Genomic DNA, 15,926 nt, shown 5'->3' on the forward strand with positions numbered 1-15,926 from the left:
ATAATTTGTTATAAAAAAACTCGCTAAAGTAAGCGAGTTTTTAGTCAATCATTAAGCAACTTGGACAGGAATACAATTTGCTGTGTGATTCACAGTGTTATCTGGATTTGCATAAACCAAACGTGGTTTATGTGCATCAGCTTCTGCAACAGTAAAATCACCGAAAGTCGCGATAATAATAATGTCACCTAAATCTGCTTGGTGAGCAGCACCACCATTTACAGAAATAATGCCTGAGTTTTCTTCACCACGGATTGCGTAAGTTGTAAAACGCTTGCCATTAGTTACATTCCAAATATGAATTTCTTCATATTCACGAATACCAGCTAAATCTAGTAATACACCATCAATTGCACATGAACCTTCATAATGAAGTTCAGCTTGTGTTACAACTGCACGGTGGATTTTAGCTTTTAATAAACGAGATAGCATGGGAAGCGTCTCCTGAGTTGTTCTAAGATTGTTTTATTATCTAGAAACAACAGTTTTTTAATTTGGGTGAAGCATTTGAAAGCGCATTTTGCCCTCAAATTTTCATCGTGGCAAGAAAAATTGTTGAACAAAAATTAAATTTATCAACTACGGCTTGTAGGCATTTATTTGATTCATTGCCTGCTGAATTTCACCATTCACTAATAATTTTGTACGACTTAGTGCGTGATGAATTGCATCGTCAATGAGCGTTTGTTCACTTGAGGGTGCTTTACCTAGAACATGACCTGATACACGGTCTTTTGATCCAGGGTGTCCAATTCCAATACGTAAACGATGGAAGTTAGGGCCAGTATGAGGAACAATGTCACGTAAACCGTTATGACCACCATGACCACCACCCGTTTTGAGGCGAATGATACCTGGATCCATATCAAGTTCATCGTGAGCAATAAGCATTGCTTCTGGAGAGATTTGGTAGAATTTTGCGAAGGGTACAACACTTTGACCAGAACGGTTCATAAAGGTTGAAGGTAATAAAAGTCGAACATCTTGTCCTTCTACATTACCGCGACCACTTAATCCATTAAACTTAGGGTCATTTTTAAGTGTTATGCCATATTGTTCTGCAAGACGTTCTACATACCAGAAGCCTGCATTATGGCGGGTTTGAGCATACTCTTTACCAGGGTTGCCCAAACCAACAATCAGTGAAATATGAGACACTAATTTACACCATCAACACTTATGCGCGTTTGAAGTCAGCGTGCATTGGAGTGTTTTTAGCTGGGTGACGTTGTAAAGCTTGGATTTTAACGCTTTCAACTTTACCATCAACATCAATTTCAATTACTTCTTCAAAGAAAGCGTTGTCTTCTAAGTATTTAACAAGCTGACGAAGCTCAAGTGTAATTGCTACAGGTGCAGCATCACCACCATAGATGATAGCAGGAACTTTAGATTGAAGACGAAGGCGGCGGCTCGCACCTTTCCCTTGTACTGCTTCTTCACGTGCTACTGCATTTAATACGAAGTTTGCCATGAGAGACATCCTATTTAAGTTAAGTGAACTAGATCTGCGACCGATCTAGTGATAGAAAGCCCTACCAAAAGGCAGGGCTTTAAAATTTTAGCGCTCTATTATAGATAAGAATCAAACATTGCGCTAATAGATTCTTCGTTGTTAATACGACGAATTGTTTCAGCAACCATACTCGCAACTGAAACTTGGCGAATCTTACCAAGAGCTAAAGCCTCTTCTGAAAGCGGAATTGTATCTGTCACAACAAGTTCGTCGATAACAGAGTTTTTCAAATTCTCGATCGCTTTACCAGATAAAACAGGGTGAGTAGCATATGCTACGACACGACGCGCACCAAAAGTCTTCAATGCATCAGCGGCTTTACATAAAGTACCAGCTGTATCAACCATGTCATCAACGATCACACAGTCGCGATCTTTAACATCACCAATCAAATGCATCACTTGTGATTCATTTGCTTTTTGACGACGTTTGTCGATGATAGCTAAATCGATATCGCCCATTTGTTTCGCAACAGCACGAGCACGAACAACACCACCAACGTCTGGCGAAACAACCATAAGGTTGTCATGAGACTGTTGACGTAAGTCAGCTAAAAGCGCTGGCGTACCGTAAATGTTGTCTACAGGGATGTCGAAGAAACCTTGAATTTGGTCAGCATGAAGATCGATCATCACAACACGGTCAATACCTACAGTTGTTAGCATATCTGCTACCACTTTTGCAGTAATTGGAACACGTGAAGAACGAGGACGACGGTCTTGGCGAGCATAACCGAAATAAGGAATCACAGCAGTGATACGACCAGCACTTGCACGACGCAATGCATCTGCCATTACTAAGATTTCCATAAGGTTATCATTAGTTGGAGCACAAGTAGGCTGAACGATGAATACGTCTTTACCACGGACATTCTCAGTGATTTCGACAGCGATTTCACCATCAGAGAATTGACCTACAGATGCAGCACCTAGAGGGATATGCAAGTGGCTAACGACTTTTTGGGCGAATTGTGGATGCGCAGTTCCACTAAAAACGACAAGATTGGGCATGAAGCACCCTTGGCGGTTGAAATGTATAGAATGAGATGGCAGGGGCGGCTGGATTCGAACCAACGGATGGCGAGATCAAAACCCGCTGCCTTACCACTTGGCGACGCCCCTAAAACACGATACATCTTACAGGTGAAAATGATGGCAGGGGCGGCTGGATTCGAACCAACGGATGGCGAGATCAAAACCCGCTGCCTTACCACTTGGCGACGCCCCTATCATTTAAACGATGATTTGATTCAATGGTGATTGTTCTAAACTATTCACTAAGTAAGCTTTACAAGGTGAATGAGCAAGAATGTCATCAATGTTCATTTCAGTCGTTACTTCAGTAAAAACACAAGCACCTGTACCTGTAAGTTTTGCAACACCGAACTGATCTAAATATTGCATTGCTTCATCGACTTCAGCATATAGACTTCTTGCCAGAGGTTCAAAGTTATTTCTGAAATCAGATGGCTTTATCTGATAGGCGCAAAATTTAGAGGTCTTCGTGTCTCTTGTCAACGATTTTTGTGAAAAAAGCAGTTGAGTGCTGATAAAACAGTCAGGTTTTAACACAATGTATTGTTTTTGATCTAAGTCTATGAATGTTAAGTGTTCACCAATACCTTCTGCCCATGCATTACGACCATGGATGAAGATGGGAACATCAGCACCCAGTTGTACACCAATTTCTGCTAATTGATCACGATTTAAGCCACATTGCCAAAGTTGATTCATGATTAATAACGCGGTAGCCGCATTTGAAGAGCCACCACCGAGTCCTGCACCCATCGGTATATTTTTTTCGATGTTGACATGAATGCCTAATTTTTCACTTTTGGCATAGGGTTTCAGCATCATCATTGCACGATAAATCAAATTTTGTTCAAGACTTACTTCTGATAGGCCTGAAATGGAGATAGATTGGTTAGAGATTGGAGTAAATTCCATCCAATCACAAAGATCTATCAACTGAAAAATAGTTTGCAACTCATGGTAACCATTTTCACGGCGCCCCGTAATGTGTAAAAACAAATTCAGTTTTGCAGGGGAGGGTACACGAATCATAAATAATCAAACTTAACGATTTTGAATTACCATTGTAATACGATTTTCAGTTCCATCTTCAAGTTGTTGCTTTAAAATCAAACGGTTTGGTTGTGTAGATTGACCGTTGTAAGATAATTGAATATGCCAACCTTGTTCTTTAATTTCACTGATTCGCATCGATTCGTCTTTTTGAATTTCAGCTTCTTCAGTCGCTTGCTTAGCTTGTACCCAATCGACTAAATAAGTAATTGGTGCTTCCCAACCTGTTGCACGAAACAATAACTCTTCAGGTGAGTTGGCTGTAATTTCACCAGTTTTGGCACTGTTCAGTGTCACTTGACCAGGTTGACCTGAGATTTGAGTTTTACCGACTCCAAGAATTCCGCTTAACTCGATATCAAACTGTTCATCTTGCTGTTGCCAAGTAAAAAAAGCACTGCCTGATTGCTTGGGGGTCTTAACGCCAATTTTACCCTGAAGATTAAATTGATTTGATTGTACAAGGTTTTGCGTTGTTGGCGGTGATGGTTGAGTTTGAATTGCTTGACAGCCAGTTAACCCAAGAAGCGCACTACTTGTGGCAATCAGCAATAATGATTTTAAATTTAAGATCATACAGTATTAACTCTTTTTGATATTTTGTGGCAACAATAAACTATCGAGTTGATCCAATTGAGGATGATTTGGATGATTTTGATGGAGTTGATGTAACACTTGGCTAAATTCTTCCAGTGAACCCAGCATATAAAGCGATTTAGCATATCGAATGCCGATATTTGGACTTTGGCTGAGTTGATATGCTTTCGCAAGTACACGGGTGGAAGTGTCAAAATCGTTTTGAAGAAAGCAGATATAGCCTAAGGTATCTAAGATAGATGCTTGTTCTGGGGCATTGTCTAAAGCTTGTTCGGCATATTGTCTCGCCTCATCTAAACGACGATTTTGCAACGCCAGAGTATATGCATACGCATTCAGATATGTTGGACTATTGGGTTCGATCGTGAGTAATTTTTTAAGCAATTCATCTAATTGATCGCGATCCGTAAATGGATCAAGTAATAAGACTTGAGAATATAAAATTTCAGGGTCATCAGTTAAGTTTTTAGCCGCTTCTTTGAGTAAGCCCAAGGCAGCTTTGTTATTGCCCATTTTTTTGAGTATTTCAGCTTGTGCTTGATATAAGAAACTCGCATGTTGGGGGTAATTCACCCGTTCCTGAGTCAGAAAGCGCAGCGCATCACTTAAGCGATTTTGTTTGTCATAGATTGAAATTAGATTTCGTCTAGAAACCATATATAAATTACCATCTACAAGTCGATAATAAGCTTTAGCTGTTTCAAAATGTTGTTTTCGTTCAGCATTTAATGCCAAATAAAAATAAGCATCATTTTGATACTGTCCAGATGCACGTAGTTCGACCAAATACTGTTCAGCAAGCTCATATTCTTTGAGATCAATTGAGGTTAGACCAGCGATAAAAAGAGCTTCTTCCGAATCAGGCCATTTTTTTATGATGCGTTTTAATTTGCTTAACGCCTGTTCATTTTTATTCAGTTTAATTAAGTAGCGGATTTCAGCCAGACTGAGCTCTAAATTATTACGATTTTTACGAGCACTTTTTTCAAACCATTTTAGCGTCTCTTCTTCGTCGCCTAAAGCCATGAGTAAGTTGGCTTTCAGTAAGATAAACCCTGTTGATTTGGGGCGTTTTTTTAATGCTTTATTTAAAGTAATTAAGGCATTTTCGATTTCATTATTTTGTGCTTGTAAACTCGCAATCAAAACGAGAATTGAAGGATTGTTACGCGTTTTACTATTACGCAAAGTGTTTAATAAATATGCTCGATCCTCAGGGGATTCCGGAGAAATTCCTTCAAGAATTTGTTCTAAATCTGATTCAGGATCTAAATTTAAAATATCATCGAGCACATCAGCAGCAAGTTCATATTCGTGTGACTTTAATGCGATATGCGCAAGATAGAATTTTGCAGGTACATCTTTGGGTTCTTGCACGACCCAATGGGTTGCAATATCTAAAGCGGCTTGTAAGTCGTTTTGTTCGAGTGCAACGTTAAGTGCACGTTGTTTTAAAGCTGTTGAACTGGTTTGGATTGCAAGTACGGTATAGTTGTGTAAAGCAGTCGGTGTGTCATGTGCAGCTAAAGCAAATTCTGCAACCATCGCCTGTTGTAAAACTTTATGATTTAAATTGGCATGGTAAAATTCTCCAGATGCTCTAATATGAGCACTGTAAGTCATGCTACTCACTAACAAGAGTGTGGTAGAATACTGTCGAATTGTTATGCCGGTTGTGCGGCTCATTGTTTGACGCAATTTTTTTATCCAAGTACTGCTTTTTATGACACCGTTATTGCACAATAGCATAAATTTAGCGAATTGATGATCTGATATGTCTTTCTTTGCATTGGGTGTCAACCATCAAACAGCCTCAGTTGAATTACGAGAGCAAGTTGCTTTTAACCCTGAAAAGTTAAAACTATTGTTGACTGAACAAAGTCACCATGACCAGCTGAACGATATGGTTGTGGTGTCAACCTGTAATCGTACTGAAGTCTACGCCATCGCCGATAATGCGGACATGGTATTAAATTGGCTCGCTCAAAAAAATGGCATTGATGTAAAACAATTACAAAATCATATTTACCGTTATGAAAATACAGATGCTGTGACACATTTGATGCGTGTTGCATCAGGATTAGATTCACTCATGCTTGGAGAGCCTCAGATTATGGGGCAAGTTAAGTCTGCACTTAATTTAGCAAAAGAGTCTGAAGTTGTTTCACAAAATTTAAATCGTATTTTCGAATATGCATTTTATGCTGCTAAGAAAGTGCGTTCAGAAACAGCGGTCGGTAGTCATGCTGTATCCATGGGTTATGCGGTAGCACAGTTAGCACTACAAGTTTTTAGTAAGCCTGAACAATTAACCGTCATGGTGGTTGCAGCAGGTGAAATGAATAGCTTGGTTGCAAAGCACTTGGCTGAAATGGGCGTTGCTAAAATTTTAATTTGTAACCGTGGTCAGGAACGGGCGGAAATTTTGGCGCAAGAAATATCACATCGTGTTGCGGTAGAAATTATTCCTTTTGTTGATTTAGCTCAAAATTTACATCGCGCTGATGTGATTTCAAGTTGTACAGGAAGTTTACATCAGGTCATTTCCTATCAAGATGTTAAGTCAGCACTCAAAAAACGTCGTTACCGTCAAATGTTGATGGTCGATTTGGCTGTTCCTCGCGATATTGAGTCTAAGGTTGAAAGTTTGGATGGTGTTTACCTTTATGGGGTGGACGATCTTCAAGGTGTCATTGACGAAAACTTAGCGCAGCGACGCCAAGCCGCTGTTGAAGCTGAAGTGATGGTCAACCAATTAGCAACACAATTGGTGACTCAGCAGAAAGTTTCACAAGCTGGAGCGACTATTAGTGAGTATCGGGCTCATGGAGAAGAAGTTAAAGCATTTGAATTAAACCATGCATTAGATCGTTTAGCCTCTGGCGATGATGCAGCCATTGTCATGCAGGAAATGGCGCATCGTTTGACGCAAAAGCTATTACATCCTACATCCATCTTACTCAGAGAAGTCGCTAAAGATGAAAATCCTGATGTCTATGAAACGATTAAAGAACATTTAGAAGATATTTTTAGTGCTCAGCGAAAACTAAAAAAATAAAAGCGGTCACTGACCGCTTTTATTTATTCATGTAGTAAGCGTAGTCCAATTTTTTTGGTTAGCTCATTCAGTTGTTGTCTTAAGTTTTTAGACTCGTTTAATGATTTTGCTGCTTTAAATTTGATTCTCAGATATTTTTCTTGAAGTGAAAGCGAGTATTCTGAGGCAAGTTTATCAGCCATTTCAGGGGCTTCAGTGAGTGTTTGAATATTGGTACGTTTTAAAATCTCAGAGAGTTCATGATGAAATGGGCTACAAGCACCCAAAATATAATAACTCGCTAGCTCTTGGTCGTCTGGCAGGTCATCAAAAATGACATTAAAAATTTTTAATACTTTTGCAAGCAATTCATCTTCAGGAATCACTGCACGTAATACTTCAAAATGAATATAAAGAAATGGATGGTACATTAACATTGCGACTGCGAAATCTTCATCTCGTGTGCGAATATTAAATGATAATGAAGCGTCAAGACTCACTTGAGGTTGCCACTTTTTATTGAATCCTAATTTTTCTTTGAAATATTGACGAATCAAATAGCGATACGAACCTTGATTAGGCATCAGATTGGTGAGTTGATTTAGCTCAGCCATGACCTGACTTTTACCTTCAGGTGTATTGATTTGATATTGTTGACTGAGCAGTGAAAAAGCAAACTCAGATAAGAGTGGTGATTGTTGCCAAAGTCGATTGAAAGTTTCAACACCTTCCTTACGAACTAATGAGTCAGGATCATGCTCCGCAGGTAGAATAAAAAATTTCAGTTCACGACCATCATTTAAGAGGGGAAGTGCAATTTCTAAAGTGCGTCGAGCTGCTTTTTGACCAGCCGAATCACCATCAAAAGCAATAGTTAACTGATTGTTTTGTTTAAATAATAGATTCAAATGATCAGCATTGCTCGCCGTCCCCAAGGTGGCAACTGCGCCAGGAATGCCAGCTTGCTGTAATGCGATGACATCCATGTAACCTTCAACCATTAACCAATGATTGGCTTTGAGCTTACGACCTTCATATAAGCCATAGAGTAGTTGGTTTTTATGGAAAACTTCAGAGTCTGGCGAGTTGATATATTTGGGTTTGATCTCGTCATTCAATGCTCGTCCACCAAATCCGACAACGCGACCTTTTGCATCACGTATAGGAAAAATGACACGTTCTCGTAGTAGATCAAAATCACGACCAGAATCACTGGTTCTGATCAAACCGAGTAGTTTTAATCCTTCAATATCTTGCGGAAATGCTTTTTCAAGATGTTGCCAATCTTCTGGGGCATAACCTAATCGCCAATACTTAATCGTGGTATCACTTAGTCCGCGTCGCTGAAAATACTGTTGCGCAATTTGGCTATTTGGAAGTTGTTTTTCATAAAATAAAGCAACATTTTCAAGAAGATCGTATAAATTACCTTCAGGTGCGACCTCAACTGAATTCAAGTCATCTGTATTAAATTGATACTCATCGAATTCATAGTTTTGAAATGCTTCAAAAGGATCTACATCAAAAGCTGAAGTAGGCGGAGAAATGATTTCTGCTGCATCTGCTTCAATGGGTGCCTGCGGTTGCTTTTCTTGGTTAGGTTTAATAGGTTCTCTCTTGTATGAGAGTTTTTTATTGTCTTGATTGTCTTTAGGTAATTCGATACCGGTTTGGCTTGCCAGGTCTTTAATCACCTCGATGAAATTGCGATTATCAATATCCATCATAAAGCGAATTGCATTTCCATTGGCTTGGCAACCGAAACAGTGGAAATATTGCTTATCACGGTAGACGTGAAAAGAAGGTGTTTTCTCTTGATGAAAAGGACAACAGCCTGAATAGGTACGACCTGACTTTTTTAATTTCACACGTTGGCCAATAAGATCGACGATGTCAGTTCGATCTAAAATTTGATCAATCGTATATTGTGGAATTGCCATAATTAAAAAGCCAAAAGAATGAGGAATAAAGTGATTGAATTAAGTCTATCCTAAACACTTAAGACGATAAATAAAGCCATGCAATAAAAAAGGTGGGTAATCCCACCTTTTTTGATTCGTAAGAATGGATTATTGACGCTGTGGGTCGTACATACTTTCATTTGCTGGCGCACTTTCCACATTGTGATCTTTATTACCAAGCAAGCCAAAGCTTAAGCGATTCAATAAACCGGGTTGTGTATTGGTGTTGTCAGATTGCTCTGCTGATACTTCTGCCGTTGTTTGGCTGCGTGCTTCACGACCTAAAATACCCAAGGTTGCACGATTTAACCAACTTCCATCTTTACGTGCTGCGCGTAAATCGACCTCACCATTAGACTTCACAAGATGAGGGTAGTTTAGCTTTAGCACTTCAACGTATTGTTGAGATGTTGCCTTGTCACCGAGTTTATCGTATCCGTAAGCAATCGTTGCAAGCGCTTCTGGTACTTGAGGTGTTTGAGGGAAATGTTCCATAACCCATTGTCCACGCTCAACTGCTGCAAGCCAAGCTTTACGCTTTAAGTTAAAGCGAGCCGCATTCATTTCACTTTCAGCAAGTTCTTGACCAATAAATTTCATGCGCTGAGCAGCATCTACAGCATACTGACTACTTGGGAAACGACGAATGAAATCAACAAAATTTTGATATGCAACTTTTAAATAGCTGACATCACGATGAGCCTGTTGGAGTGATGTATAGCGGATAAGACCATCATAGTTTTGCTCCATATTCGCCACACCACGAACATAGTAAGCATAATCAACATTAGGATGTTGAGGATTTAAACGAATAAAACGGTCTGCTAGCGCAATAACAGCTTCATAGTCTTTTTGTTGAAAACGAGCATATAAAAGATCGAGTTGAGCTTGTTGAGTATATTGACCTGTAGGGTAATAAGTTTCAATTGCTTCTAATGATTGTGCTGCATCGCTATATTGACCACGATCTAATGCTTTTTGTGCTTTATCGAAATAAGATTGTTCGGTTGATTTAGGTCCAGTATCTACAACATCCTTCTTGGGATTACTACTACAGCCCACAAATGTTGCTGCTAAGCCTAGCGATAAAGCAAGCATCGTAACTTTATAACGTGGTAGCGACATAAAAATTCCTCTGTTTATACGGGCAATAGGCTACAATTGCACTATTAAACCACTTTTGTCCGAATGAGCAAATGACTTCAGCACAAACTTCTAATTCTAATTTCCCAGAAATCGACATCAATTTACTTGAAGATTCTGAGGATGCAGATAACCATACTTCAGCCCCAACTGCAACACGTTTATCGTTGCAATTTCAAGTGGATGAGAGTTCTCTTGGTCAGCGAATAGACCAAGTTGCTGCGCTCGCTTGGAACGAATTTTCGCGTGAAAAATTGAAACAATGGTTGAAGGATGGTCATTTGTTGGTAAATGGTCAAGTTGTGAAACCAAAATATAAAAGTGAAGGGAATGAGCTACTCACGCTTGATGTAGAGCTTGAAGCCCAAGTCACCAGTCAACCTGAAAATATCCCTTTAGATATTATTTATGAAGATGATGACATCTTAGTCATTAACAAGCCAGTGGGGATGGTTGTACATCCTGGCGCAGGAAACCCGAATGGTACTTTGGTTAATGCACTGTTGTATCATTTTCCTAAATCAGCAGAATTATCTCGAGCTGGTCTAGTACACCGTATCGATAAAGATACTAGTGGTCTCTTGGTTGTAGCTAAAAATTTAGAAGCTCAATTTTCCTTAAGTAAACAGTTAGCGAAAAAATCAGTTTATCGAATTTATGATTTAATTTGTTATGGCAATATTATTGCAGGCGGTAAAATTGATGAGCCGATTAAACGTCATCCTGTAGATCGTGTAAAAATGGCGATCTTACCAGGTGGTCGTGATGCCGTGACTCACTATAATGTGAAAGAAAGATTCCAAAATTTCACACGTGTTCAAGCACAATTAGAAACTGGACGTACTCATCAGATTCGTGTTCATTTCACTTATATTGGTTTTCCTTTGGTCGGTGATCCAGTGTATGTCAGTCGTGTCAAAGTACCTGCGGGTGCTTCGGAAAAACTTGCTACTCATTTACGAGAGTTTAGACGTCAAGCACTTCATGCATCAAAATTGGGGTTAGTACATCCACGGACAGGTGAAGAAATGATGTTTGAAGCACCATGGCCTGAAGATTTCACAGCATTACTTGAGACTCTTCGTACGGAAAATAAGGCTTACTAAATTAAAGGAAAGTTTACATGCAAATTGTGCAAGGTTTGCCCAAAGGTGTCGTGGTAGGACAAACAGAATTGAGTCACCCTCACGCACTGAAAACACCACAGACTGATTTAGAAGGTTTTAACTTGGCGTTGCATGTAAATGATCAACCAGAACGTGTTCATCGGCATAGAATGAGCTTGTTAAATGACTTTTCAGTCTATGGGGTGAATCGATTAACTTGGATGAACCAAACGCACAGTACAATCTGTCACGTTGTAAATGATGACATGAGCTTACACGCCCTAAATGGCGATGGTTTAGTGACACAGCAAAAACAACATGCATTAATGATGATGACGGCAGATTGTTTACCGGTGGTTCTCGGTAACAAAGATGGTACTGAAGTCGCTAATTTGCATGCAGGTTGGCGAGGATTGGCAAATGGCATTATTGAAAATACAGTCAATGCCATGAGCACTCAACCCTCTTGGGCGTGGTTAGGTGCGGCAATTAGTCAGCCATGCTTTGAAGTGGGTGAAGAAGTAATGCACACATTCTGCGATAGGATTCCAGAATTAAGTTCAGCATTTCAAAAGGGAGATCTAGAGGGTAAGTATTACGCAGATCTGTATGCGATTGCTCGCCATATATTGAAAAGTTTAGGGGTGGAACAGGTTCTTGGAGGTGAGCGGTGCAGTTACACGGAGGATCAAACATATTATTCTCATCGCCGTAATTCCAAAACTGGTCGCATGGCAACATTCGTATTTATGCACAGTAATCAATAAACTCATTTGATTTTTCAAAGTTTCATACCATGACCAAATTTCGTAAAAGCATCGCTATCGTTTATCACAGCCCATTTGGTCACACTCAGAAAGTCGCCGAACATATCGCCATTGGTGCACAAAAACTCAATATTGAGGTATTGCTCATCAATGTTACAGACGTGAACTGGGAGTTGCTTGATCAAGCTGAATCTATTGTATTTGGCTGTCCTACTTATATGGGAAGTCTAACCTCAGCGTTGAAATTATTTATGGAGCAATCTTCAAAGCGTTGGCTAGCGAGAACATAGCAGGGCAAATTGGCAGCTGGTTTCACAAATGGTTGAGGATTAAGTGGATATAAGTTGGCTGTGCTTCAGCATATCAATCTTTTTGCAATGCAACATGGCATGATTTGGTCTGTACTACCGCTAATGTCTACAGGTAGATCGCATCAAGATCTCAATCGTATGTCTAGTTTTTTGGGGACTCATGACGCAGTCTGATAATGCGCCTGTGGAGGTAACACCTCCGAGTGGGGATATTGAAACGGCCACATGGTTTGGTGAACATTTAGCGAATACCGTATTCAGGTTAAATTGCATGGATTAAAAAATCATTTTCATCTAATTTAATTATTTATTGCTCGCTTGAAATGTAATGATGAAATGAAGTGAAGTTAACTAGGTTGTTGAAATTAAATTTATAATTGTTTATTCAGACAAAGAGCTGATCAATTAATTACAAAATAGTGTTAAATATTTCATATTAAATTTTAAAAATAATTATAATTAATCATCGAATAAAAAACGTGCGCCATTGGACTTGGTTGCCTAAAAATTACAAGGTTTGGAGTCATTCATGACCTACACTTCAAAAAATATTGGGTTCAATTCAGCTGTTTTAATGTTTGTTCTCATGTTATCACCACTGGTGCACGCTCAAACAACCATGGAAAAATTGGACGATCGGGAGTTGTCTGACATTTCTGGTCAAGCTTTATTAAGTATGAGTTATATCGATCCCAATGATGGGGCAAACAATATGCGAGGTAAAGGCGTTGGCTTTTATAAACTCGGAATGGAAGCAGATATAGAGCTCAATGCAAATATTAAGCATTTACAACTTGGCTGTGGTGGTATTAATGGAGCAGGTGGATGTGACATTGATATTGAAAATCTGAGTTTGAGTGGTGTGTCAGACACCAGAGAAGGTCGTGCAGGTTCTTCAGCCAAGTTAACCAATCCATTTTTAGAGTTTGCGGTAAAAAATCCAACATCGGCATCAACGCGAGAAGTCGTTGGATTGCGTCTCAGTGCTGAAAAAGTATTAGGTTTGCTGACGCTTGGTGATGAAAACTCTGACAAACCGAATGGCATTAACTCACTCAGTGGTTATTTAAAAATTAATCCGACCCAAGGTATGGCTTATACCAATGCTCGTAATATGTCCTATAGCGATACTAATTTAACGATCGATGGGAGAGTAAAGCCAAACATTTGTATACCAATCTTGGGATGTTTAGGGATTCCATTAGGATTTAAATCTGATGATTACAACCTCGCGTTACAAGAAACCTCAGCTCCATTAACACTGAATGGTGCTGTGATATCTGGCACTCGAATGAACTCTGCAAGGTTAAGTGGTATCGCGCATATCAATCCACTGTACTTTGATGGTGATTTAAAGGCTTCCTTAAATGTATCTCTTGGGTTATTAAATTTACAAAAAGAAGTGACTGGAAATATTACAGGTTTAAAAGCCAATATTACTGTTGATCAAAACCTAGGCTTTATCCATAAAATCATGCTCAACAACCCATTTTCACTTTCTCTACAAAATAGTGAGGTCTGGTGGCCAAATGCTGATGTTGCCGCAAAGCAAGGTTGGTGGATGGCATTTAATGATTCAATTGATATTGGGGATGTTACACCTGAGAAACGTATTGATATTACTAATGATGTATTAAAACAAGTGGTTGGACCTATTGGTGAATACATTACTCGAAATCCCATCGAATGTACTGTCTTGAATTGTCTTTTTGGGGATAAGTTAGGTGTAGGTAATGTCAATTTACCGAATACAAGTGTGAATTTTCCATTAAAAGACTTGCAACTAAAAAATCAAACCTTTGCTCCAAACTGTTATGGAAATTTAAGATTCTGTTAAATAGGTGATGTACTTGAGTTTTTGAGTTCGCATTTCATCGGATAAATGATTATTTACATCACATATTGATACTGTTGATTGTGATGTAAGTCTCTAAAAATATTCAATTTTATTATTATTTCTCTATTTCAATTCGTTAAGTCAAGTTTTGAGCCTCTTTATTTTTTTCATTAATTTATAGATAGTAATGCTGTTGCTTATGGATTAAGCCTGAATAAAAATAATACGGAGACTCTAATGTTGAAGAGTTTACTTGTTTCTATCAAATTGATTTTATCAACATCTTGCTTAGTGTTGATTCCTTTGTCTGCAACTGCTAATAACATTCAGAATGATTTAAAAATGATGACTGATGAAGAGTTATCTGCGACAAACGGTCAAGCTTTATTAAGTATGAGTTATATTGATCCCAATGACGGGGCAAACAATATGCGAGGTAAAGGCGTTGGCTTTTATAAGCTTGGAATGGAAGCAGATATAGAACTCAATGCAAATATTAAGCATTTACAACTTGGCTGTGGTGGTATTAATGGAGCAGGTGGATGTGATATTGATATCGAAAATCTGAGTTTGAGTGGTATGTCAGACACTAGAGAGGGTCGTGCGGGTTCTTCGGCCAAGCTAACCAATCCATTTTTAGAGTTTGCGGTAAAAAATCCAACATCTGCATCAACTCGAGAAGTTGTGGGTTTGCGTCTCAGTGCTGAAAAAGTATTAGGTTTACTGACGCTTGGTGATGAAAACTCTGATAAACCGAATGGTATTAACTCACTCAGTGGTTATTTAAAAATTAATCCCACTCAGGGTATGGGCTATACTAATGCTCGAAGTATGACTTATGCTGATACTGGTCAAACTATCGATGGAAAAGTGAATGCAAGAATTTGTTTGATTTGTATTATTGCACCTACTTTGACACTCGATTTTAAATCGGATAGTTATAATCTAGCATTACAAGAAACGACAGCACCAATTCAAATCAATGGCACTACGGTATCTGGTACTCGAATGAGTTCTGCGCAACTGACAGGTGTTGCCAATATTAATCAGTTGAATTTTGGTGGTGATCTCAAGGCCAATATCCAAGTGCTAGGGGTAGGATTGCTGAATTTGCAAAAAGAGGTCAGTGGTAACATTACGGGCTTAAAAGCCAACATTACGGTAGATCAAAACTTAGGTTTAATTCATAAAATCCCTGTAAACAATCCATTCTCACTCTCTGTTCAAAATAGTGAGATCTGGTGGCCAAATGCTGATGTTGCTGCACAGCAAGGTTGGTGGATGGCATTTAATGATTCGATCAATATTGGAGATGTTACACCTGAGAAGCGTATTGATATTACAAATGATGTGTTAAAACAAGTAGTTGGACCAATCAGTGATTATATCAGCCGAAATCCTCCATCTTGTAATGCACTTGATTGTTTGTTTGGTGACAAACTTGGTGTTGGAAATGTTCATTTGCCGAATACCAATGTAAATTTTCCATTAAAAGATTTACAACTTAAAAATCAAACTTTTGCTCCAAACTGTTATGGAAATTTAAGGTTCTGTTAATAAAAAANAC

14 protein-coding genes, 2 tRNA genes and 1 pseudogene are annotated in these 15,926 nt (G+C 38.9%); 6 read left to right on the top strand and 11 right to left on the bottom strand.

The window, feature by feature from the left end:
• Nucleotides 1-51: 51 nt before the first annotated feature.
• The 9 genes from panD to CL42_RS12960 all read right to left on the bottom strand — a co-directional run bounded on the left by panD (nt 52) and on the right by CL42_RS12960 (nt 5,895).
• Nucleotides 52-432: an aspartate 1-decarboxylase gene (panD, locus tag CL42_RS12920; RefSeq protein WP_035269276.1), complete on the bottom strand. Its 381-nt coding sequence runs from the start codon at nt 430-432 to the stop codon at nt 52-54.
• A 147-nt stretch (nt 433-579) separates the two neighbouring features.
• The gene (pth, locus tag CL42_RS12925) at nt 580-1,158 is read right to left on the bottom strand and encodes an aminoacyl-tRNA hydrolase (RefSeq protein ID WP_035269278.1); all 579 of its coding nucleotides are present in this window, start codon (nt 1,156-1,158) and stop codon (nt 580-582) included.
• A 19-nt stretch (nt 1,159-1,177) separates the two neighbouring features.
• Nucleotides 1,178-1,474, bottom strand: coding sequence for a 50S ribosomal protein L25 (gene rplY, locus CL42_RS12930; RefSeq protein ID WP_035269282.1), 297 nt, complete (start codon nt 1,472-1,474; stop codon nt 1,178-1,180).
• A 98-nt stretch (nt 1,475-1,572) separates the two neighbouring features.
• Nucleotides 1,573-2,526 carry a ribose-phosphate pyrophosphokinase gene (locus CL42_RS12935; RefSeq protein ID WP_035269283.1) on the bottom strand — a complete coding sequence of 318 codons (954 nt, stop codon included), beginning with the start codon at nt 2,524-2,526 and terminating at the stop codon, nt 1,573-1,575.
• Between the two features lie 36 nt (nt 2,527-2,562).
• A tRNA-Gln gene (locus CL42_RS12940) sits at nt 2,563-2,637 on the bottom strand.
• A gap of 31 nt (nt 2,638-2,668) precedes the next feature.
• Nucleotides 2,669-2,743: transfer RNA gene (locus tag CL42_RS12945), tRNA-Gln, on the bottom strand.
• A gap of 5 nt (nt 2,744-2,748) precedes the next feature.
• A complete protein-coding gene (gene ispE / locus CL42_RS12950) occupies nt 2,749-3,579 on the bottom strand; it encodes a 4-(cytidine 5'-diphospho)-2-C-methyl-D-erythritol kinase (RefSeq protein ID WP_035269285.1) in 831 nt (276 codons plus the stop codon).
• 12 nt (nt 3,580-3,591) lie between these two features.
• Nucleotides 3,592-4,176 (bottom strand): lipoprotein insertase outer membrane protein LolB, encoded by a 585-nt coding sequence (gene lolB / locus CL42_RS12955; protein WP_035269289.1) that lies wholly within the window; start codon nt 4,174-4,176, stop codon nt 3,592-3,594.
• Nucleotides 4,177-4,182: 6 nt separating this feature from the next.
• Nucleotides 4,183-5,895: a tetratricopeptide repeat protein gene (locus tag CL42_RS12960; RefSeq protein ID WP_212771601.1), complete on the bottom strand. Its 1,713-nt coding sequence runs from the start codon at nt 5,893-5,895 to the stop codon at nt 4,183-4,185.
• Between the two features lie 76 nt (nt 5,896-5,971).
• Here CL42_RS12960 and hemA point away from each other — a divergent pair, with 76 nt between their 5' ends.
• Nucleotides 5,972-7,255, top strand: coding sequence for a glutamyl-tRNA reductase (gene hemA, locus CL42_RS12965; RefSeq protein ID WP_035269290.1), 1,284 nt, complete (start codon nt 5,972-5,974; stop codon nt 7,253-7,255).
• A gap of 23 nt (nt 7,256-7,278) precedes the next feature.
• Here the strand turns inward: hemA and CL42_RS12970 are convergent, their stop codons facing one another.
• Together CL42_RS12970 and CL42_RS12975 are read right to left on the bottom strand one after the other, a co-directional pair.
• A complete protein-coding gene (locus CL42_RS12970; RefSeq protein WP_035269293.1) occupies nt 7,279-9,174 on the bottom strand; it encodes a DNA primase in 1,896 nt (631 codons plus the stop codon).
• A gap of 129 nt (nt 9,175-9,303) precedes the next feature.
• Nucleotides 9,304-10,320: an outer membrane protein assembly factor BamD gene (locus tag CL42_RS12975; RefSeq protein WP_035269296.1), complete on the bottom strand. Its 1,017-nt coding sequence runs from the start codon at nt 10,318-10,320 to the stop codon at nt 9,304-9,306.
• A gap of 71 nt (nt 10,321-10,391) precedes the next feature.
• Between CL42_RS12975 and rluD the strand changes: the two genes are divergently transcribed.
• The 5 genes and pseudogenes from rluD to CL42_RS13000 all read left to right on the top strand — a co-directional run bounded on the left by rluD (nt 10,392) and on the right by CL42_RS13000 (nt 15,916).
• Nucleotides 10,392-11,444 carry a 23S rRNA pseudouridine(1911/1915/1917) synthase RluD gene (rluD, locus tag CL42_RS12980; protein ID WP_035269298.1) on the top strand — a complete coding sequence of 351 codons (1,053 nt, stop codon included), beginning with the start codon at nt 10,392-10,394 and terminating at the stop codon, nt 11,442-11,444.
• Between the two features lie 17 nt (nt 11,445-11,461).
• The gene (gene pgeF, locus CL42_RS12985; protein ID WP_035269301.1) at nt 11,462-12,211 is read left to right on the top strand and encodes a peptidoglycan editing factor PgeF; all 750 of its coding nucleotides are present in this window, start codon (nt 11,462-11,464) and stop codon (nt 12,209-12,211) included.
• A 29-nt stretch (nt 12,212-12,240) separates the two neighbouring features.
• A pseudogene (locus tag CL42_RS12990) lies at nt 12,241-12,802 on the top strand (flavodoxin family protein).
• A 294-nt stretch (nt 12,803-13,096) separates the two neighbouring features.
• The gene (locus tag CL42_RS12995) at nt 13,097-14,359 is read left to right on the top strand and encodes a hypothetical protein (RefSeq protein ID WP_228133287.1); all 1,263 of its coding nucleotides are present in this window, start codon (nt 13,097-13,099) and stop codon (nt 14,357-14,359) included.
• A gap of 237 nt (nt 14,360-14,596) precedes the next feature.
• A complete protein-coding gene (locus tag CL42_RS13000; protein ID WP_155756995.1) occupies nt 14,597-15,916 on the top strand; it encodes a hypothetical protein in 1,320 nt (439 codons plus the stop codon).
• Nucleotides 15,917-15,926 lie beyond the last annotated feature (10 nt).

It is taken from the genome of Acinetobacter sp. Ver3, from assembly GCF_000632455.1.
Classification (GTDB): domain Bacteria; phylum Pseudomonadota; class Gammaproteobacteria; order Pseudomonadales; family Moraxellaceae; genus Acinetobacter.